Here is a 19,852-nt window from a genome sequence, read left to right as displayed (position 1 = left end):
AAACAAAGATTTTATTAAAATTGTAAAAGAGATAGGTAAAATAATAGCGTAAGTTAACTTTCCGTATTTACCAAAATAAGCTTGAAAAATAACAAGAATAAAAGTTAGAAGAATCGGATAATAAAAAGTTATGAAACCTACTAGATAGCTCATTATATCCCCCAAAGGTTAATATACCATATAATATATAATTTTGTATTATATATACAAGGATTTTTGTGGAAATATATTTAATAAATAGAGGTGATTTATTTTATTTCCAAAGAGAGTTGGTAGATTTATTTATAATAAATACAATTCGATTGGCTTGTCTAAGCTGATAATAACGTTTGGAAAAACCCAAAATTATTAGAGGACACTTATTTTGTGTGGACTAATAGTTTTGGGTTTTTAAATTTTACGAATTTCTTATAAATTTTATAACTTACATTTTAAACGATTTCAATTTCTCATAAATACTCGCCATCCGTTTTTCCTCTCCTGCAATCACAGGCTTATAAAACTCCATTCCAACAAGTGCATCAGGTAGGTATTGCTGATTAATCCATCCACCAAAGGTGCCGATTGGCGTGTCGTGTGGATATTGATAGCCGACATGCCCTAATTCCTTTGCGCCTGCATAGTGGGCATCCTTTAAGTGATTCGGAATGTCACCGGTTTTTCCTTCATGAATAGCAGCAATGGCGGCATCAAGCGCTTTATAGGCAGAGTTTGATTTATCGCTTAAGCACATCTCGACAACAGCGGCAGCGAGTGGGATGCGTGCCTCTGGTAAACCGAGCTTTTGTGCTGCATCTGTAGCTGCATTGACATGTGCACCAACCGCTGGATTAGCAAGGCCGATATCTTCGTAGGCAATCACTAAAAGTCGTCGACATACTGCGACAATATCGCCAGATTCTAATAAATGTGCTAAATAATATAAAGCAGCATTTGTGTCGCTGCCACGAATTGATTTTTGTAAGGCGGATAATAAATTATAAAAATGCGAGCCACCTTTGTCACCATAAACGCCAATGCGCTTCGCTAAATGTTCAATTGCGCGGTCACTTAATACCGTTACGCCGTCTTGTTCATCAGAGGCATAATAAACAGATTCTAATAATGTTAATGATTTACGTGCATCGCCATTGCTTGCTTCCGCTATTTTTATGAGCTGCTCATTTGTTGCAGAAACGCCAAGCTTACCAAGTCCACGTTCTTTATCTGTCAAAGCCTGCTGTAGCAATGTACAAACATCTTCAACGGTTAAACGTGTCAGCTGCAAAATTTCCCCACAGCGTGAACGGATAGCGGGGTTGACGCTATGGAACGGATTTTCTGTCGTTGCACCAATTAAGACGATGGAACCATTCTCGACATGGGGTAACAAAGTATCTTGCTGTAATTTATTAAAACGGTGAATCTCATCTAAGAATAAAATAACTTTGCCTGACATTCTTGCATCCATCACAACTTGTTCAATATCGCTTTTTCCTGCCTGTGTTGCATTTAAAGCGAAAAATGGCAGCTTGGAACTACCTGCAATAGCGCTTGCAATAGAAGTCTTGCCAACACCAGGTGGACCGTAAAGCAACATGGAAGGCACATGCCCTTTAATAATCATTTTGTAGAGGGCGCTATCCTTACCAATAATGTCTTCCTGTCCAACAACTTCATCTAAATTGCGTGGTCGCATTTTATAAGCTAAAGGTTCGTTGTGCATTGCTATACCAACTTTCTACATCCATTATCATCATTAATGATAGTGCATTTTGTACTGGAAGAAAAGCAGAGGCTTTCACACTGTTTCTGTAACAACAATGAAAATTTCAATGTATTTCCGAGTGGAATAAAAGGAAATATGCTATAATAAAACACATGAATGGACTAGAAAATTAGAGGTGTAATTTATGAAAATTTCTACAAAAGGCCGATATGGCTTAACAATTATGATTGAATTAGCAAAGCATCATGGTGAAGGACCAATACCACTTCGTCAAATTGCAGCAGAAAAAGATTTATCAGAAGCCTATTTAGAGCAATTAGTTTCCCCACTGCGTAACGCAGGCTTAGTAAAAAGTGTGCGTGGTGCCTATGGAGGCTATATGCTTGCAAGCCCACCAGCAGACATTTCAGCTGCGGATGTGATTCGCGTGTTAGAAGGACCAATTCAGCCTGTTGAAGGGATTGAAGATGAGGAAGCGCCGCAGCGTGAGCTATGGATGCGTATTCGTGATGCGGTGAAAAATGTATTGGATACAACAAGCTTAGAGGATTTAGCAAAATATACAGAGTCTTCACCTACAGATGGCTATATGTTTTATATTTAAGGAGTTTATGCTATGACAACAATTTATCTTGACCATGCTGCAACGACACCGATGCTAAAAGAGGTAATTACTGAGATGACGACTGCGATGGCAACTGTTTATGGCAATGCATCGAGCATTCATGCTGCTGGACGTGAAGCGCGTAAAGCTTTGGATGAGGCGCGTATGATTTTAGCGAAGCAGATAGGTGCAGCAGCAACTGAAGTTGTTTTAACGAGCGGTGGGACAGAAGCGGATAATATGGCGATTTTCGGTGTCGCTAATGCAAGGCAGCATGAAGGTAAACATATTATTACGACACAAATTGAGCATCATGCGGTGTTACATGCTTGCGAAAAGTTAGAACGACAAGGATTCCATATTACTTATTTGCCTGTAGATGAAAAAGGGCGCGTCGCTGTCCAAGATGTTGCAAATGCATTGACAGATGACACAATTTTAGTCACGATAATGTATGGCAATAATGAAGTTGGTACATTGCAGCCAATCGAGGAAATCGGCAAGCTATTAAAGGGACACTCTGCCATATTCCACACCGATGCAGTCCAAGCATTTGGCTTAGAGCACATCGATGTCGAAAAATTGCAAGTCGATTTATTAAGTGCCTCTAGCCATAAAATTGGTGGCCCAAAAGGCATCGGGTTGCTTTATATGAGAGCTGGCACAAAGGTAGACAGCCTACTGTATGGCGGCTCGCAGGAGAAAAAGCGTCGTGCTGGAACGGAAAACATCCCAGCGGCTGTTGGCTTTGCGAAGGCAGTACAGCTTGTCGCTGAAACACAGCAGCAAACACGTCAAGCCTATGAACAATATAAAGCGATACTCGTTGAACAATTTACGGCGGCGAATATTGAATTTACAGTGAATGGTGATGCTGAAAATATGCTACCACATATTTTCAATGTGACATTGCCAGGGACAGATGTCGAATCGTTTTTAGTGAATTTGGATATGGCAGGTGTCTTTGTATCGAGCGGCTCTGCTTGTACAGCAGGCTCTATTGACCCATCACACGTCTTAGTGGCGATGTTCGGCAAAGATTCTACGGTGTTGCGCAGCTCCATTCGCTTTAGCTTTGGGCATGGTTTAACGGAGGAGCTTGTTCGAGAGGCTGGCAAACGTACAGCGGATATTGTCAAACGTTTAACAAAAAACTAATGCTTCGCGCCTTTTACGCGACAGGATTGAAAAGGTGATTATGATGATAGAAACAAGAAAACCATCCGAAATACGTGTAGTAGTCGGTATGTCAGGAGGTGTCGACTCCTCTGTTGCCGCTTATTTATTAAAGCAACAAGGCTACGATGTTATCGGCATCTTTATGAAAAACTGGGATGATACGGATGAAAACGGCGTATGTACAGCGACAGAGGATTATGAAGATGTCATTGCTGTATGTAACCAAATTGGTATTCCGTATTACGCAGTGAATTTTGAAAAGCAGTATTGGGATAAAGTGTTTACGTACTTTCTTGAAGAATATAAAGCGGGACGTACACCAAATCCAGATGTGATGTGTAATAAAGAAATTAAGTTTAAAGCATTTTTAGAGCATGCGATGAACTTAGGGGCAGATTATTTAGCAACAGGTCATTATGCACGCGTAGAGCAGCGTGAAGGAGAAACGGTGATGCTGCGTGGTGTTGATAATAATAAAGATCAAACGTATTTCTTAAACCAGCTATCACAGGAGCAATTAAAGCATGTCATGTTCCCAATTGGTCATTTGCCGAAGCCAGAAGTGCGTAAAATTGCAGAAGAAGCAGGTCTTGCAACAGCGAAAAAGAAAGACTCTACAGGTATTTGCTTTATCGGCGAGCGCAATTTCAAAGAATTTTTAAGCCAATACTTACCTGCACAGCCTGGTAAAATGGAAACGTTTGATGGGCAAGTAATGGGACAGCATGACGGCTTAATGTATTATACATTAGGGCAACGTCACGGTTTAGGCATCGGTGGCGATGGTGAGCCTTGGTTTGTGTTAGGGAAGGATTTGCAGCGCAATGTCTTATACGTTGGACAAGGCTTCCATCATGATGCCCTGTATTCAACGGCGTTATCTGCGGTGAAAATGAGTTTCACAACTGATAAAGAGCTACCGCAACAGTTTAACTGCACAGCGAAATTCCGCTATCGTCAAGAAGACTCACCTGTAAAGGTAGAGTTACGCCAAGATGGCACAGCCTATATCGAATTTGCAGAGCCTGTGCGCGCGATTACACCAGGGCAAGCAGTTGTCTTGTACGATGGTGAGGTTTGCTTAGGCGGCGGTACAATTGATGAAGTATTTAAAAATAGCGAAAAATTAACATTTGTAGGGTAGGAGATTGAGCATGTCCTTTAATGAACAAGGCATTCAAGCTTTTCAGGAAAAAAAATACGAGGAAGCAGCACAGTTTTTTACACAGGCGATTGAAGCGGAGCCAAATGATGCATTAGGCTATGTCAATTTCGGCAATTTATTAGCTGTGTTAAATGACGTGGAGCGTGCGGAACGTTTTTTCCAAAAAGCGATTACTGTTGATGAAAAATCAGCGACAGCTTATTATGGCTTAGCGAATTTATATTATAATGCGGAGCGCTATATTGAGGCGGCAAAGCTTTATCAAAAGTCGATTGAGCATGGCATTGAAGGCGCAGATGCTTATTATATGCTAGCAAAATCGTTTGAACGTGAGGAGCAGTATAAGCTGGCATTGCCATATATGCAGCGTGCGGCGGAGCTAGCCCCAACGGATTTACAAATTCGCCTATCATATGGTATTTTGCTTTGCTCGTTGGAGATGTTTGAACTGGCGCAAGGTGAGCTGCAATTTGTTATTGATGAAGATTGGAACAACGCAGATGCACATTATAATTTAGGTGTGCTTTATGCGGTATCAACAGAGCGTACTGATGATGCACTTTATCATTTAAAGCAAGCATTCACATTGCAGCCTGAGTTTGATCAAGCGAAATACATTTATGATATGGTCGCACAGCGCATGAACTAGCGTATAGCATCCGTCCTTTTTCAGCATACTAATGAAAAAGGGCGGGTTTTTTATGCTGACAGACAAACAGTTAATGAAATTGCGAAAAATGCTCATTATGGAAAAAGAGGATATGTCAAAAACAATTGCTGCTAAGGATCCAGTGAGTTTGCGTGATTCTGTCGATGAATTATCACTGCTATCGAATCATCCTGCCGATTTAGGGACAGAGCTATTCGAGCGTAGCAAGGATTTAACACTGCACACGCAAAATTATGACAAGCTTGAACAAATTGACAAGGCGCTTGCTCAAATGGACGAGGGCACATATGGGGTGTGCGTTAAGTGTAAACAGCCGATTCCATATGATCGCTTATGTGCAATTCCGTATACAAATGTTTGTGTCGAAGATAGCGAAGTTGTTGAAAAAATAACAGGAGACCCTGTCCTACATCCATTTCGTGTAGAGGAAGGTGTCAATGCTCTTGAAATAGCATTGGAGCAAGGAAATTGGGACGCCTATGATAAAGAGGTTATGGGCGATATTGATGATATCGAGATAGAGAATTTACCAGCACAGGTTGAAGGGGACATGGAGTAAACATAAAGGCTATAAGGAAGGTACACCTGTCCTTATAGCCTATTTTTTATGGCTGACTAACTACTGCATCCAATTTATAACGCTTATTAAATTCATCGACGAACACTTCTAAATCAATGGCAACCATAATATATGGCTCCTTTTTAAAGTCGCGCAAATAGCTGCAAGTGGCCTTTAAAGATTTTGAAAATTCAAGCAGCATTAACTCGTTATTTAAATGGACGTGTATTTCTTGTGGCTTGTCTCGTAAATTGATTTTGAAATAGCCTTCATCCACGATGCGTTCTAGGTTTGTCTCAACAAACGGAAAAATTAAATCTTGATAACGAATATACATAGTAACTAAACTTCCTTCCTTGTTTTTTTCTGACAGTAGCGTACAACATCGGTATATGCCAAGTCACCACCGAAAATATCTAAGGCGGAGCCGATGGTAATATGTAGCTTGCCTTGTGCAATTGTTTCGAATTTTTGTAAATCATCAAGCGAACGTACGCCACCTGCATAGGTTGTTGGGAGCGTTGTCCACTCAGCTAGCTGACGTACTAAATCTTCCTGCATGCCGCTGCGTTTTCCTTCCACATCGACCGCATGAATTAAGAGCTCGTCACAATAGCCTTCCATCATTTGAATGGACGTGGCGTTTACTTCAAAATCGCTAAATTTCGTCCATTTATCTGTCACGACAAACCACTTGCCATCGCGCTGACGACAGCTTAAGTCAATGACAAGATGCTCCTTGCCAACAGCAGCAACGAGCGCATTTAAACGCTCCATGTCGAGCTTTCCGTCATGGAAAATAAATGAAGTAACAATAACGTGGGAAGCACCTGCCTCAATAAAACTTGCTGCATTTTGTGCGCTAATACCACCGCCAATTTGTAGTGCATTTGGATATGCTTGCAGGGCTTGTAGTGCTGCTTCCTCATTGCCGTTACCGAGCATAATGACATGACCACCTGTTAAGCGGTCTTGCTGGAATAGCCCGGCAAAATAGCCAGCATCATGTGCTGAAACAAAATTTTCAACGACTTCTTTGTCAGCATAGCCAAGCGTGCTGCCAACAATTTGTTTTACTTTTCCATCGTGTAAATCAATGCACGGTCGAAATTCCACCGCAATCACAGTCCTTCCAAAGAAATATATATCTATCATACCATTTGAGAGAAGCAAACGCACACCTCGTATAGGAGGAAACGATAAAATATGCTAAAATAATGGTATAAGATTGACTAGCAAGGGAGGGGCGCAAAGTATTGGAAAACTTAAATTTATTTGAGATGGAAAAGCGCTTTATACTAGGGCGCCCAATTGTTTCTATTTTTCATAACGCAACGAATATGTATTCAATTATACGTGTGAAAATTCAAGAAACAAATTTAGCCTATGAAGAGAAGGAAATGATTGTTGTTGGCTATTTTCCACCATTGACAGAGGATGAGCTGTATCGATTTACCGGCAATATGAAGACACATCCAAAATATGGTGTGCAATTTCAAATCGATACGTTTGAAAAGGAAGTGCCTGCGACAGAGCAAGGGGTCATTCATTATTTATCGAGCGATTTATTTACAGGAATTGGTCGCAAAACAGCGGAAACCATTGTGGAAAAGCTTGGTGTTGATGCGTTAAAAAAAATTATGGATGATCCGCATGCCCTTGATGTGATTCCGCGATTATCGCAAGAAAAAAAGCAGATGATTATGGAAGTGATTGAACAAAATTTAGGCTTAGAGCGCGTCATGATTCAACTAAATGAATGGGGCTTCGGACCTCAGCTCGGCATGAAAATTTACCAAACATATCGTGAAGATACGGTTACCTTATTAAAGGAAAATCCGTATCGTTTAATTGAAGAAGTAGAAGGGATTGGCTTTGGACGTGCGGATGATTTAGGTGCAAAGCTCGGTATTACAGGCAATCACCCTGATCGAATTAAGGCGGCTATTTTTCATGTTTTAACAGTTGCAGCATTGTCGGATGGGCATGTTTACTTAGAGGCGGAGCAGGTATTACCGACAGTAAAATCGATGCTAGAGCAAAGCCAACGTGTGGAAATCCCGTTTGATGCGATTTCACAGGCCTGTATTGAAATGCGTGAAGAAAACAAAATTTGTGGTGAGGAAACACGCATGTATTTACCTTCACTTTATTTTAGTGAGGTCGGTATTGCGTCCAAAATTTTAGAGCTTGTCGAGAATAACAAAAAGCAATCGCATTTTTCAAAGGATGAGATTTTAAAGGCAATTGGAGAGCTAGAGGAGCGTTATGAGGTGCAGTATGCGCCATCCCAAGTTGCAGCAATTGAATGTGCGCTGCAAAATGCAGTGATGATTTTAACAGGTGGCCCTGGTACAGGGAAAACAACGGTTGTCAAAGGGCTTGTGGAAGTATATGCAGAGCTACATGGTTTGTCGCTTGATCCGAAAACATATGCCAAAAAAGAAGAGCCATTTCCGATTATATTAGCTGCACCGACAGGACGTGCAGCGAAGCGATTAGCGGAATCAACGGGCTTGCCTGCAATGACGATCCACCGTTTACTAGGCTTTACTGGGCAGGAAAAAGAGGAAGAAACAGAGCGTGAAATAACAGGTCGGCTTGTTATTATTGATGAAATGTCGATGGTGGATACATGGCTCGCGCATCAGCTATTAAAAAGCTTAGCAAAGGATGTACAGGTGATTTTCGTAGGTGATCAAGACCAGCTGCCACCTGTTGGACCAGGGCAAGTGTTGAAGGATTTGCTTGCATCAAAGCAAGTGCCAACAGTGGAGTTGACAGACGTTTATAGACAAGCAGAAGGCTCGACAATTATTGAGGTTGCCCATCAAATTAAGCGTGGTACAGTGCCGCCTACATTGACACAAAAAACAGCTGACCGCTCCTTTATTCAAGCATCGACAGAGCAAATTGCTAACGTCGTGACACAAATTGTTAAAAGTGCGACAGCGAAAGGGCAGGCGATACGCGATATTCAAGTGCTTGCACCGATGTATAAAGGACCCGCAGGCATTGACGCATTAAATAAACAAATTCAAGAGCTCGTCAATCCAAATGATGGTACACGTAAGGAGCTTGCCTTTGGTGATACCGTTTATCGCATTGGTGATAAAGTGCTTCAGCTTGTGAATCAGCCTGACAGCAATGTTTTTAATGGCGATATGGGCGAGGTTGTGGCAATTATTCGTGCAAAGGAAACGGTGGAAAAGCAAGACTTACTCGTTGTATCCTATGACGGTATTGAAGTGACGTATCAGCGTGGTGATTTGAACCAAATAACGCTAGCCTATTGCTGCTCCATTCATAAATCGCAAGGCTCGGAGTTTCAAACGGTAATTATGCCGATTGTGCGCGGCTATTCAAAAATGCTACGTCGCAACTTGCTGTACACAGGCATTACACGTGCGAAAAGCTTTTTAATTTTGTGCGGTGAGCCAGATGTACTTGCACAAGGCTTAATGAAAACCGATGATTTGCAGCGCTTCACAAGCTTAACAGCACGCTTAAACCCGATGGATGAAGAAGAAATAACTGAAGTAACAGAAATGAAACGAGAGGGTGCAACATCAATGCCATCTGTTTTAAATGTGGAAACCGCTCCGTATATTCATCCATTGATTGGCATGGAAGGCGTGTCGCCATTTGATTTTAAAGATTGACAGCCTAAAAACAATTGCATATAATTTAGGCATAATAAATGAAAACGATGATGGAACAAGTAGGCTTTAATAAATGTTTAGAAAGAGATTTCTCGGCTGCAAAAATCTCCATAAATTAATGCTGAACAGCTACTCCAGAGTGCAACTAATCCTTGCCGTTTGCTTACGTTACAAGCACTTGAGATATAAGTTGTCATAGGCAATTTATAAATTAGGGTGGTACCGCGAGACAATGTCTTCGTCCCTTTTTGGGATGAAGGCTTTTTTTATTTGTTTTGGGAAGGTAAAGCTAGACGATTTCCATCAATATTTTTTACATCATAGGAGGAATTTTATTTATGAAAGCAACTGATATTCGACGACTGTACTTAGAGTTTTTCAAGGAAAAAGGGCATCATCATGAGCCATCTGCACCACTTGTTCCAATTAATGACCCTACTTTATTGTGGATTAACTCAGGTGTGGCAACATTAAAGCCATATTTTGATGGCCGTATTATTCCAAAAAATCCGCGCATTACAAACGCGCAAAAATCAATACGTACAAATGATATTGAAAATGTAGGGAAAACAGCGCGTCATCATACATTTTTCGAAATGCTAGGCAACTTCTCTATTGGCGATTACTTTAAAAAAGAAGCGATTCATTATGCATGGGAGTTTTTAACGGATAAAAAATGGATGGGCTTTGACCCAGAGCTACTATCCATTACAGTGCACCCAGAGGACGAGGAAGCATACAATGTTTGGTTGAATGAAATTGGCATTCCAGAGGAGCGTATTATTCGTTTAGAGGGCAATTTCTGGGATATCGGTGAAGGTCCATCTGGTCCAAACTCGGAAATTTTCTATGACCGTGGAGAGGCATACGGTGTTAATACACCAGAGGAGGAAATGTACCCAGGTGGTGAAAATGAGCGCTATTTAGAAATTTGGAACCTTGTATTTTCACAGTTTAACCATAATCCAGACCATACGTATACACCGCTGCCAAAGCAGAATATTGATACAGGAATGGGCTTAGAGCGTATCGTTTCAGTTGTGCAAAATGTGCCAACAAACTTTGATACGGACTTATTTATGCCAATTATTGAAAAAATCGAGGAATTTGCGAACCGTCGTTATAAACGTCCAAATGAAGTAGATTTAGCAGAAATTTTCGGCTCACAGGAAGATGTTAATACACCATTTAAAGTGATTGCAGACCATATTCGTACAGTGGCATTTGCGATTGGAGATGGCGCATTACCATCAAACGAAGGGCGTGGCTATGTATTGCGCCGCTTATTACGTCGTGCTGTACGCTATGCGAAGCAAATCGGCATTGAAAAGCCGTTTATGTTTGAGCTAGTACCAACAGTTGGAGCAATTATGCAAGATTTCTACCCAGAAGTAACAGAGAAACAAGAGTTTATCCAGCGTGTGATTAAAAATGAAGAAGTGCGCTTCCATGAAACGTTGGATGGCGGTTTATCGATTTTCAATGAAGTTGTTGCAGCGCAAAAAGCAGCAGGCGAAACATTTATTCCAGGTGCTGATGCATTCCGTCTATATGATACGTACGGTTTCCCAATTGAATTAACAGAGGAATATGCGGAAGAGGTAGGCATGACAGTTGACCACGAAGGCTTTGAAGTGGCAATGGAGGAGCAACGTGAGCGCGCACGTGCAGCTCGTCAAGATGTTGATTCAATGCAAGTGCAAAGCGAAGTGTTAGCGAACTTAAAGGAGCCTAGCACCTTCGTAGGCTTTGACACATTAACGGCTGAAACAAAGGTGACAGCACTTGTTATCGAGGGGCAAACGGCTGAGGTTGCTTCAGAAGGGCAGGAAGCGTTAGTATTGCTTGCAGAAACACCGTTTTATGCGGAAATGGGTGGTCAAATTGCTGACCATGGCTATATTTCAAACGACAACTTCACAGCGTTTGTGAAAGATGTGCAAAAAGCACCAAATGGTCAACCATTACACACAGTGGTTATTGAATCAGGCGAATTGCATGTAAATGATGCAGTAAAAGCAACAGTTGACCGTGAAGAGCGCAAGCTAATTATAAAAAACCATACAGCAACACATATTATGCAACGTGCATTAAAAGATATTCTAGGTGACCACGTCAACCAAGCAGGCTCATATGTTGGACCAGATCGTTTACGCTTCGATTTCTCTCATTTTGGTCAAGTGACGAAGGAAGAGCTCGCACAAATTGAACGTGCAGTGAACGAAAAAATTTGGGAAGATATTGAAGTTGTTATTGCTGAAATGCCGATTGATGAAGCGAAGGCAATGGGCGCAATGGCACTATTTGGTGAGAAGTATGGCGATGTAGTGCGTGTTGTTTCTGTAGGTAATTATTCAATCGAGCTATGTGGTGGTATTCATGTGACACGCACATCTGAAATTGGCTTCTTCAAAATTGTATCTGAGGGCGGTATTGGTGCAGGTACGCGACGTATTGAAGCGGTAACAGGTAAAGGTGCATATTTAGCTGCGAAGGAAGAGGAAGCAATTTTAATAGAGGCTGCGGCGCAATTTAAAGCAAATCCGAAAGATTTAGTAGCACGTATCACAGGCTTACAGGCAGACTACAAAGAATTGCAGCGCGAAAACGAATCATTATCACAAAAAATCGCTAATGCACAAGCGGGTGCAATTTTAGATGCGGCACAAAAAATTGGTGATGTGACAGTGTTAGCAACAAAGGTTGATGCGAAAGACAACAATCAGCTGCGTCAAATGATGGATGATTTAAAAGAGAAAATGGTCAATGCAGTCATCGTATTAGGTGCTGTTGATGGTGATAAAGTGATGCTTTGCGCAGGTGTAACAAAAGATTTAGTTGGTGGAAGCTACCATGCTGGAAATATTGTTAAAATGGTTGCAGAAGCTTGTGGCGGTAAAGGTGGCGGTCGTCCAGATATGGCGATGGCTGGTGCGAAAGACGGCACAAAACTTGAACAAGCGCTAAATTCTGTGTATGATTATGTAAAAGGCATTTAACTTATATTAATAATCAAGTATAATAAGGAAAAGCGGAGATGAGGAAGTTTCATCTCCGACTTTCTGAAAGCGAGGTGCTGGTCTTGAGTTCGTTTGATCAAACAATGAAATTTAATTTTCCAGAAGAATCAATGGAACAAGAAGTAAAGCAAGTGATGTTAACAGTATACGCATCATTAGAGGAAAAGGGCTATAATCCAACGAATCAAATCGTTGGTTATTTGTTATCTGGTGATCCGGCATACATCCCTCGCCACCAGGACGCGCGAAATTTAATCCGTAAACTTGAGCGAGACGAAATTTTAGAGGAACTCGTGAAATTTTACATTCGAAAGAATAACGAGGCGACAAAATGAGAATTATGGGATTAGACGTCGGCACGAAAACGGTCGGCGTCGCAATTAGCGATGCGCTTGGCTGGACGGCACAGGGGATTGAAACAGTGAAAATTGATGAGGCACAAGAACAATTTGGAATTGAGCGCATCAAGGAGCTTGTAAAGGAATATGCTGTAACAGCGTTTGTTGTTGGCTATCCGAAAAACATGAACAATACTGTTGGTCCTCGCGGTGAGGCGAGTGAGCGATATAAAGCTCTCTTAGAGGAAACGTTTGGACTGCCTGTGACACTATGGGACGAACGATTAACGACAATGGCTGCGGAGCGTATGTTAATCGAGGCGGATGTCAGCCGTAAAAAGCGTAAGCAAGTCATTGACAAAATGGCAGCTGTGATGATTTTGCAAGGATACTTAGATAGTAAAAATTAAGGGCTTGCCTAAAAAGTGGTCTAGCGCACCACTTTGCAGACATGATGATTCGCTTTTTAGAGAAAAGAATTCATCGTTCAAAAAAGCGAAGCTGTTCTTTGAAGAGTTGGCTAAGTATCTGAGCGGCTACTTTCATTTTTAAAATATAAATGAGAGCAGATTGAATTTCCTGTTGTTTGGGATATTTCTTAATTTCGAGACAGCTACTTAATTTTTGACACACAAATGGGGTAACTGAAAAGGCTTTTCCTTTTCGGCAGCCCCGTTCATTTTGTATAATGAATAGGCAATGCCTAAATAACATGAAGAGGTGACCAGAGTGGAACAAGAACAACGCCATATTACAATTATTGATGAGAGCGGTAACGAGCAACTTTGTGAGGTATTACACACTTTTGATTCAGAAGAATTCGGTAAATCATACGTTTTATATGCTTTAGTAGGTGCAGAAGAGGATGAGGATGGGCAAGTAGAAATTTTCGCTTCATCATTTACACCTTCTGAAAACGGTGAAGATGGCGAATTAGAGCCAATCGAAACAGAAGCAGAATGGGATTTAATCGAAGACGTATTAAATGCATTAGAAGATGAGCTTGACGGCGAAGAATAGGATAAATAAGGCAGGGGAGGCAGCAATGCCAACTCTGCTTTCCTTTTGACAAAACAAAGGAGGAATTCATAATGGATGAACAATTTTTTAAGCTGTTAAATGAAGCGGGCGAGGAAGTAGTATGTCGTGTCATCTTCACATTCGATGCAGAGGAGCATTCCTATGTTCTTTACACAATCGAAGGTGAAGAAAATGCTGAAATTTCAGCATTGCGCTGTGAACTAGATGATAACGGTGAAGTAAGCGATTTTGCACCGCTTGAAACAGAGACAGAATGGGAAATGGTACAGGAAGTGTTGAATACGCTTGTTGATGAATTTTCTGATGACCAAACAAACTATATGACATTAACAAACGAAGATGGCGAAGATATTTATTGCCACATTTTGCACCGCTTTGATGTTGAAGGAAAATCTTATTTATTTTACGCGATAGATGAAGAAGGTGAGGAGCCTTCAGAAGTATTCGCCTCTGCTTATATTGCAGGTGAAAATGGTGAAGTATCGGAGCTATTGCCGATTGAAACAGAGGCAGAGTGGGCGATGGTTGAAAAAGTGCTTGCTTCATTAGCTGAGGTTGCAGAATAAAGATTATTTTACACATTATACAAACGCTACTCGGTACTTTTGCTGAGTAGCGTTTTCCTTTTTCATTTGTCACTCCTTGCATTATCTTGTATGATATGAAAGAGAAATAATAGGCTTTTCTATCGGGACTGCCTGTTAATGTGGAATAAGGGGGCTACCTCGTGGAAAACGAATCAAAAAAGCAACAAATGTTTGATAACATGAAACGTAAGAAAAAAGAAGTGAAAATTGTGCGCCGTATTGTCAGTGTCATTGTGCTGATTGCACTCATTGTTATAGGAATAGGCGGTTACTCTGGTTATAAATATGTAAGCTCTGCACTTAAGCCAGTAGATCCAAATGCAACGGATGAAATTGCGATTGAGGTGCCGATGGGGTCTGGTGTCACATTAATTTCAAAAATTTTAGAGAAAAATGGCGTCGTGAAAAATGCGCAAATTTTTAAATACTATGCGAAATTTAAAAATGAATCGCAATTCCAAGCTGGGAATTACAAGCTAACGAAGGCGATGACGCTAGATGAAATTATTGAAAGCTTAAAAACAGGAAAAGTGTACCGTGAGCCTGTTTTCACAATGACGGTGCCAGAGGGCTTAACATTAGAGCAAATCGCAGCAATTATAGAAAAAAATACGAATTTTACAGCACAGCAATTTATGGATAAAGTAACCGATGCTACATATATTGAAGGCTTAATGGGGCAGTATCCGAATTTATTAACAGAAGAAATCTATAATGAAAACATTCGCTATGCATTAGAAGGCTATTTATATCCTGCAACATATCCATTTTATGAGGAGAATCCGTCATTAACAGCTATTATTGAAACAATGTTAAGTGCAACGAACGATATCGTAACAGAGTATCGCTCAATAATAGATGAAAAGGAAATGACGGCCCATGAGCTGCTGACATTTGCCTCATTGCTTGAGGAAGAGGCAACGGCACAAACAGACCGTGAAACGATTGCGAGCGTATTTTACAATCGTTTATCGATTGATATGCCATTGCAAACAGACCCAACTGTGCTGTATTCACTTGGCTCACATAAAGATCGCGTATTATATGAGGATTTAGAAGTGGACAACCCATACAATACGTATAAAAATACGGGACTGCCACCAGGTCCGATTGCTGGGGCAGGGAAAGTATCAATTGAAGCCGCATTAAATCCTTCGCAAACGGATTATTTATATTTCTTAGCAGATAAAGAGGGTACAAACCACTTTGCGAAAACGTATGATGAGCATTTAGCGAATATCGAACAATATTTACGCTAAAAACATTATTCGCATTCTGTCGAAATTCGTGCTATTATAGATGGTGGTTTTTAAAGCAAATATAAAATATAGGGCTGTCCAGAAAAATAGGCTAAGCCTACATTTCTAGACAGTCCTCCTTACATGATAGGCGACAGGCGTAAACATCATCGTTTCGCTTTTTCTTTTTGTAAAAAGGAGTTTTACACAATGGAATTATCAGATACGTATATCGCATCCTTTATTCAGCCTCGCAATGCGTTGCTACAGGAGATGGAGAGGTTTGCACAGGAACATCACGTACCAATTATGCAGTTAGTTGGTATTGATGCATTGAATCAATTGTTACGCATTCAAAATCCAGCGAAAATTTTAGAGATTGGCACGGCGATAGGTTATTCAGCGATGCGCATGGCGATGGCTTTACCGAACTGTGAAATTGTCACGATCGAGCGCGATGCTGAACGTGTACAACATGCGCGCAAATTTATTGAACGTTCGGAAGTGGCGGAGCGCATTCAAGTTATTGAAGGCGATGCGTTAGAAGTTGACGTTGCGTCTTTGCCATCAACAATTGATGCTGTCTTTATTGATGCGGCAAAAGGGCAATATCAAAAGTTTTTTGAAAAATATTCACCACTTGTACCATCAGGTGGTGTGTTGTACATTGACAATATGTATATGCACGGCTTGTCCGACTTAGAGATGAAGGAAGTACCTAGAAGAAAGCGGACGATGATTCGCAATTTACACACATTTACGAATTGGATACTACAGCACCCAGATTATACGAGTGCGTTTTTCCCAATTGGTGATGGTTTATTAATTTGCTTAAAGAGGTGAGAAAGGTGAAGAAACCTGAGTTATTAGTAACGCCCCAATCTACCAAGCATGTCAAAGCATTAATCGAAGCAGGCGCAGATGCTTTTGTTATTGGGGAGCAACAATTTGGCTTGCGCCTAGCTGGTGAATTTACAGTAGCGCAAGTAGAGGAAGCGACAAATTTAATTCATGCAGCGGGTAAAAAGGTCTATGTAGCAGTGAATGCACTTTTCCATAATGACCGTATTGAAGCATTAGAGGCTTACGTGCAAGAAATGCAGCGTATCGGTGTTGATGCTTTATTATTTGGTGACCCAGCAGTCGTTATGGCAGTAAGAGAGTTTGGTATTACGATTCCATTACATTGGAGTGCAGAAACAATCGCAACAAACTGGTTCCAAGTAAATTATTGGGGCGAGCGCGGTGCGAAACGTGCGGTGTTAGCGCGTGAGCTTTCTCTTGATGAAGTGATTGAAATCAAGGAAAATACAGAGCATGAAATCGAAGTGCAAGTGCACGGTATGACATGTATGTTCCAATCGAAGCGCAAGCTGTTAGGCAACTATTTCTTATATCGCGATGAAGTGATGGAGATTGAGCAGCGCAAAGACTCGAAAAATATGTTTTTACATGATAAAGAGCGTAAAAATAAATATCCAATTTATGAAGATATCAACGGCACGCATATTTTCTCGCCAAACGATATGTGCATCATTGATGAGTTAACAGAGCTTTTTGAAGCAGGTATTGATTCACTTAAATTTGATGGCGTATTACAAAGCTTTGACTATGTTGTGTCAGTGACGAATTTATACCGCCAAGCAATCGATACATATTTCGAGCAAGGTGAGGATGCGTATGAAGATTTGAAGGACGAGCTATTAGCAAAAATTGAAGAAATTCAACCAGAGCTACGCCCACTAGATACAGGCTTTATTTATAAGGAAACAGTTTACTAAGAAAGGAGTGCGGACTATGCTTGAATTAATTCAAAATGATAAAATAAGCGAAGTGGTAAATGGCAAGCGGGTTATTACAAAAAAGCCAGAACTATTAGCACCAGCAGGAAGCTTAGAAAAATTAAAAGTAGCTGTTCATTACGGGGCAGATGCTGTTTTTATCGGTGGTCAGGAATTTGGCTTACGTTCAAATGCGGGGAATTTCTCGATTGAGGAAATGGCAGAAGGCGTTGAATTTGCGAATAAATATGGCGCTGTCATTTATGTTACAACAAATATTTTTGCCCATAACGAAAATATGGTAGGGCTTGAAGATTATTTGCGTGACATTGAGCGTGTTGGCGTGCGTGGTATTATCGTAGCGGACCCACTGATTATTGAAACGTGCCGCCGCGTTGCCCCAAAGCTAGAAATCCATCTTTCAACACAGCAATCTTTATCGAACTGGAAGGCTGTGCAGTATTGGAAGGATGAAGGTTTACATCGTGTTGTATTAGCACGCGAGGTTGGCGCAGTGGAAATGCAAAAAATGAAGGACGAAGTCGATATTGAAATTGAAGCCTTCGTGCATGGTGCAATGTGTATTGCCTATTCAGGACGCTGTACGCTGTCGAACCATATGACGGCACGCGACTCCAATCGGGGTGGTTGCTGTCAATCTTGCCGTTGGGATTATGATTTATACGAGCAGGTCGATGGAGAGGAAAAGGCGTTAACGCAAGAAGGCGAAGCACCGTTTGCGATGAGTCCAAAAGATTTAAAATTGATTGAATCGATTCCACATATGATTGAGCTAGGTATCGATTCATTAAAAATTGAAGGGCGTATGAAATCCATTCACTATGTAGCAACAGTTGTATCTGTTTATCGTAAAGTGATTGATGCTTATTGTGCAGACCCAGAAAACTTTGTGATTAAAAAAGAATGGCTAGAGGAATTATCACGCTGTGCAAACCGTGCAACAGCTTCCTCTTTCTTTGAAGGCGAGCCGAGCTACAAGCAGCAAATGTTTGGCTTCCATGCAGGCAAAGTGAAATGGGATTTTGCTGGACTTGTGTTGGATTATGATGCAGAAACACAAATGGTCACAATGGAGCAACGCAATTATTTCAAACCTGGCGATACAGTGGAATTTTTCGGTCCAGATATCGAGACGTTCCAAATGACAGTAGGCCAGCTTTGGGATGAGGAAGGCAATGAGCTAGACGTTGCGCGTCATCCATTACAAATTCTAAAGTTTAAAGTAGATCGTCCATTATCAAAATTAAATATGATGCGTAAGGAGAATGACTAAATGGCAAAGCGTCCTGTAGTTATTGGTATCGCTGGTGGCTCTTGTTCAGGTAAAACAAGTGTGACACGTGCCATTTATGAGGTATTTAAAGATCATTCTGTTGTGGTGATTGAGCAAGACTATTATTATAAAGATCAAAGTCATATGACGTTTGAGGAGCGTTTACAAACGAATTATGACCATCCTTTAGCATTTGATACAGAGCTTTTAATTGAACATATTAACATGCTACTTGAGCGTCAATCAATTGATAAACCAGTGTATGACTATGTACAGCATACGCGTGCAAGTGATGTCATTCACGTTGAACCGAAGGATGTCATTATTCTAGAAGGTATTTTAGTACTGGAAGATGAGCGACTACGTGATTTAATGGATATTAAATTATTTGTCGATACAGATGCGGACTTGCGTATTATTCGCCGTATGCAGCGCGATATTAAAGAACGTGGTCGTACAGCAGATTCTGTTATTGAACAATATTTAACAGCAGTACGTCCGATGCACAATATGTTTATTGAGCCAACAAAGCGTTATGCAGATGTCATCGTACCAGAAGGTGGCGATAACGGTGTGGCAATCGATTTGATGGTCACAAAAATTAAAACAATTCTTGAAACTGAATCAAATGTATAATATGATAGGGAAGTATTTACATTTAACATGCAGTTTTGCTGTGTTGGCATATAAAGAAAACAGTTTTTAGTGTAATTTCAGACCGATTAACTGAAGTATACAAATAGAATGGGCGGGCGACTTCTACGGAAGCCCGCTCATTCATACATTTACTAGCAACATACTTTATCCCGTATCAACAGGCTGTAAGACCCCTACTTCAAAACAGCAGATAAAATCAAGGTGTTGAAGAGGGGATCAAACAGCCTGTAAAAACCCGATTGGTGAAACTACCAATCAGTGGGGGATGAGGAAAACCCCCACTGATTGAAGGTTCACTTTATAGGGCTTCAATAGATGGCTGAAGTATGATTTCTAAAAAGTAAACGAT

At 40.8% G+C, this 19,852-nt stretch carries 19 protein-coding genes and 1 other annotated feature; of the genes, 16 read left to right on the top strand and 3 right to left on the bottom strand.

All coding sequences use genetic code 11. From position 1 onward, the window contains the following. Window positions 1–424: 424 nt before the first annotated feature. Window positions 425–1,705 (bottom strand): replication-associated recombination protein A, encoded by a 1,281-nt coding sequence (locus R6U77_RS17405; RefSeq protein ID WP_319836607.1) that lies wholly within the window; start codon window positions 1,703–1,705, stop codon window positions 425–427. Window positions 1,706–1,892: 187 nt separating this feature from the next. On the opposite strand from R6U77_RS17405, the gene cymR reads away from it, so the two are divergent. The 5 genes from cymR to R6U77_RS17380 are packed head-to-tail and all read left to right on the top strand — an operon-like array spanning window position 1,893 to window position 5,885. Continuing rightward, complete coding sequence (gene cymR, locus R6U77_RS17400; RefSeq protein WP_319836606.1) at window positions 1,893–2,312, top strand: cysteine metabolism transcriptional regulator CymR; 420 nt, start codon at window positions 1,893–1,895, stop codon at window positions 2,310–2,312. A 12-nt stretch (window positions 2,313–2,324) separates the two neighbouring features. Continuing rightward, entirely contained in the window at window positions 2,325–3,470 is a 1,146-nt protein-coding gene (locus R6U77_RS17395) for a cysteine desulfurase family protein (RefSeq protein ID WP_319836605.1), read from the top strand. A gap of 43 nt (window positions 3,471–3,513) precedes the next feature. After that, on the top strand, window positions 3,514–4,635 hold the full coding sequence (gene mnmA / locus R6U77_RS17390; RefSeq protein WP_319836604.1) for a tRNA 2-thiouridine(34) synthase MnmA: 1,122 nt from the start codon (window positions 3,514–3,516) through the stop codon (window positions 4,633–4,635). Window positions 4,636–4,645: 10 nt separating this feature from the next. After that, entirely contained in the window at window positions 4,646–5,305 is a 660-nt protein-coding gene (locus tag R6U77_RS17385) for a tetratricopeptide repeat protein (protein WP_293920955.1), read from the top strand. 52 nt (window positions 5,306–5,357) lie between these two features. Then, a complete protein-coding gene (locus R6U77_RS17380; RefSeq protein WP_293920954.1) occupies window positions 5,358–5,885 on the top strand; it encodes a TraR/DksA C4-type zinc finger protein in 528 nt (175 codons plus the stop codon). A gap of 46 nt (window positions 5,886–5,931) precedes the next feature. Here R6U77_RS17380 and R6U77_RS17375 read toward each other — a convergent pair whose 3' ends face one another. Together R6U77_RS17375 and hisA are read right to left on the bottom strand one after the other, a co-directional pair. After that, window positions 5,932–6,222 (bottom strand): hypothetical protein, encoded by a 291-nt coding sequence (locus tag R6U77_RS17375; protein WP_319836603.1) that lies wholly within the window; start codon window positions 6,220–6,222, stop codon window positions 5,932–5,934. A 5-nt stretch (window positions 6,223–6,227) separates the two neighbouring features. Then, window positions 6,228–7,001: a phosphoribosylformimino-5-aminoimidazole carboxamide ribotide isomerase gene (gene hisA / locus R6U77_RS17370; RefSeq protein ID WP_319836602.1), complete on the bottom strand. Its 774-nt coding sequence runs from the start codon at window positions 6,999–7,001 to the stop codon at window positions 6,228–6,230. A 164-nt stretch (window positions 7,002–7,165) separates the two neighbouring features. Here hisA and recD2 point away from each other — a divergent pair, with 164 nt between their 5' ends. The 11 genes from recD2 to udk all read left to right on the top strand — a co-directional run bounded on the left by recD2 (window position 7,166) and on the right by udk (window position 19,482). Then, window positions 7,166–9,547 carry an SF1B family DNA helicase RecD2 gene (gene recD2, locus R6U77_RS17365; protein WP_319838393.1) on the top strand — a complete coding sequence of 794 codons (2,382 nt, stop codon included), beginning with the start codon at window positions 7,166–7,168 and terminating at the stop codon, window positions 9,545–9,547. Window positions 9,548–9,585: 38 nt separating this feature from the next. After that, window positions 9,586–9,796, top strand: a binding site (T-box leader). 89 nt (window positions 9,797–9,885) lie between these two features. Beyond that, a complete protein-coding gene (alaS, locus tag R6U77_RS17360; RefSeq protein ID WP_319836601.1) occupies window positions 9,886–12,546 on the top strand; it encodes an alanine--tRNA ligase in 2,661 nt (886 codons plus the stop codon). Window positions 12,547–12,629: 83 nt separating this feature from the next. Further along, window positions 12,630–12,902: an IreB family regulatory phosphoprotein gene (locus R6U77_RS17355; RefSeq protein WP_107838770.1), complete on the top strand. Its 273-nt coding sequence runs from the start codon at window positions 12,630–12,632 to the stop codon at window positions 12,900–12,902. Then, window positions 12,899–13,315 (top strand): Holliday junction resolvase RuvX, encoded by a 417-nt coding sequence (ruvX, locus tag R6U77_RS17350; protein ID WP_293920950.1) that lies wholly within the window; start codon window positions 12,899–12,901, stop codon window positions 13,313–13,315. The genes R6U77_RS17355 and ruvX overlap by 4 nt, the downstream gene beginning before the upstream one ends. Before the next feature lie 319 nt (window positions 13,316–13,634). Further along, complete coding sequence (locus R6U77_RS17345) at window positions 13,635–13,925, top strand: DUF1292 domain-containing protein (RefSeq protein ID WP_293920948.1); 291 nt, start codon at window positions 13,635–13,637, stop codon at window positions 13,923–13,925. Window positions 13,926–13,996: 71 nt separating this feature from the next. Next, on the top strand, window positions 13,997–14,512 hold the full coding sequence (locus R6U77_RS17340) for a DUF1292 domain-containing protein (protein WP_293920947.1): 516 nt from the start codon (window positions 13,997–13,999) through the stop codon (window positions 14,510–14,512). Window positions 14,513–14,673: 161 nt separating this feature from the next. Then, on the top strand, window positions 14,674–15,792 hold the full coding sequence (mltG, locus tag R6U77_RS17335) for an endolytic transglycosylase MltG (protein WP_293920945.1): 1,119 nt from the start codon (window positions 14,674–14,676) through the stop codon (window positions 15,790–15,792). 189 nt (window positions 15,793–15,981) lie between these two features. Then, a complete protein-coding gene (locus tag R6U77_RS17330; RefSeq protein ID WP_319836600.1) occupies window positions 15,982–16,614 on the top strand; it encodes an O-methyltransferase in 633 nt (210 codons plus the stop codon). 5 nt (window positions 16,615–16,619) lie between these two features. After that, a complete protein-coding gene (locus R6U77_RS17325) occupies window positions 16,620–17,552 on the top strand; it encodes a peptidase U32 family protein (protein WP_319836599.1) in 933 nt (310 codons plus the stop codon). Between the two features lie 16 nt (window positions 17,553–17,568). Further along, complete coding sequence (locus R6U77_RS17320; protein WP_293920941.1) at window positions 17,569–18,846, top strand: peptidase U32 family protein; 1,278 nt, start codon at window positions 17,569–17,571, stop codon at window positions 18,844–18,846. Then, window positions 18,847–19,482 carry a uridine kinase gene (gene udk, locus R6U77_RS17315; RefSeq protein ID WP_293920940.1) on the top strand — a complete coding sequence of 212 codons (636 nt, stop codon included), beginning with the start codon at window positions 18,847–18,849 and terminating at the stop codon, window positions 19,480–19,482. Window positions 19,483–19,852 lie beyond the last annotated feature (370 nt).

Source organism: Lysinibacillus louembei, assembly GCF_033880585.1.
Lineage (GTDB): Bacteria > Bacillota > Bacilli > Bacillales_A > Planococcaceae > Metasolibacillus > Metasolibacillus louembei.
The sequence above is the reverse complement of the archived record's forward strand: the minus strand, read 5'-3'. Positions and strand labels throughout refer to the sequence as shown.

Excerpts from the sequence above, each read along its gene's own strand:
- R6U77_RS17395 (WP_319836605.1), top strand. The coding sequence starts at position 2,325 with ATGACAACAATTTATCTTGACCATGCTGCAACGACACCGATGCTAAAA.
- R6U77_RS17385 (WP_293920955.1), top strand. The coding sequence starts at position 4,646 with ATGTCCTTTAATGAACAAGGCATTCAAGCTTTTCAGGAAAAAAAATAC.
- R6U77_RS17340 (WP_293920947.1), top strand. The coding sequence starts at position 13,997 with ATGGATGAACAATTTTTTAAGCTGTTAAATGAAGCGGGCGAGGAAGTA.
- R6U77_RS17380 (WP_293920954.1), top strand. The coding sequence starts at position 5,358 with ATGCTGACAGACAAACAGTTAATGAAATTGCGAAAAATGCTCATTATG.
- R6U77_RS17330 (WP_319836600.1), top strand. The coding sequence starts at position 15,982 with ATGGAATTATCAGATACGTATATCGCATCCTTTATTCAGCCTCGCAAT.
- udk (WP_293920940.1), top strand. The coding sequence starts at position 18,847 with ATGGCAAAGCGTCCTGTAGTTATTGGTATCGCTGGTGGCTCTTGTTCA.
- R6U77_RS17405 (WP_319836607.1), bottom strand. The coding sequence starts at position 1,705 with ATGCACAACGAACCTTTAGCTTATAAAATGCGACCACGCAATTTAGAT.
- mnmA (WP_319836604.1), top strand. The coding sequence starts at position 3,514 with ATGATAGAAACAAGAAAACCATCCGAAATACGTGTAGTAGTCGGTATG.
- cymR (WP_319836606.1), top strand. The coding sequence starts at position 1,893 with ATGAAAATTTCTACAAAAGGCCGATATGGCTTAACAATTATGATTGAA.
- recD2 (WP_319838393.1), top strand. The coding sequence starts at position 7,166 with ATGGAAAAGCGCTTTATACTAGGGCGCCCAATTGTTTCTATTTTTCAT.
- alaS (WP_319836601.1), top strand. The coding sequence starts at position 9,886 with ATGAAAGCAACTGATATTCGACGACTGTACTTAGAGTTTTTCAAGGAA.
- R6U77_RS17375 (WP_319836603.1), bottom strand. The coding sequence starts at position 6,222 with ATGTATATTCGTTATCAAGATTTAATTTTTCCGTTTGTTGAGACAAAC.
- R6U77_RS17320 (WP_293920941.1), top strand. The coding sequence starts at position 17,569 with ATGCTTGAATTAATTCAAAATGATAAAATAAGCGAAGTGGTAAATGGC.
- ruvX (WP_293920950.1), top strand. The coding sequence starts at position 12,899 with ATGAGAATTATGGGATTAGACGTCGGCACGAAAACGGTCGGCGTCGCA.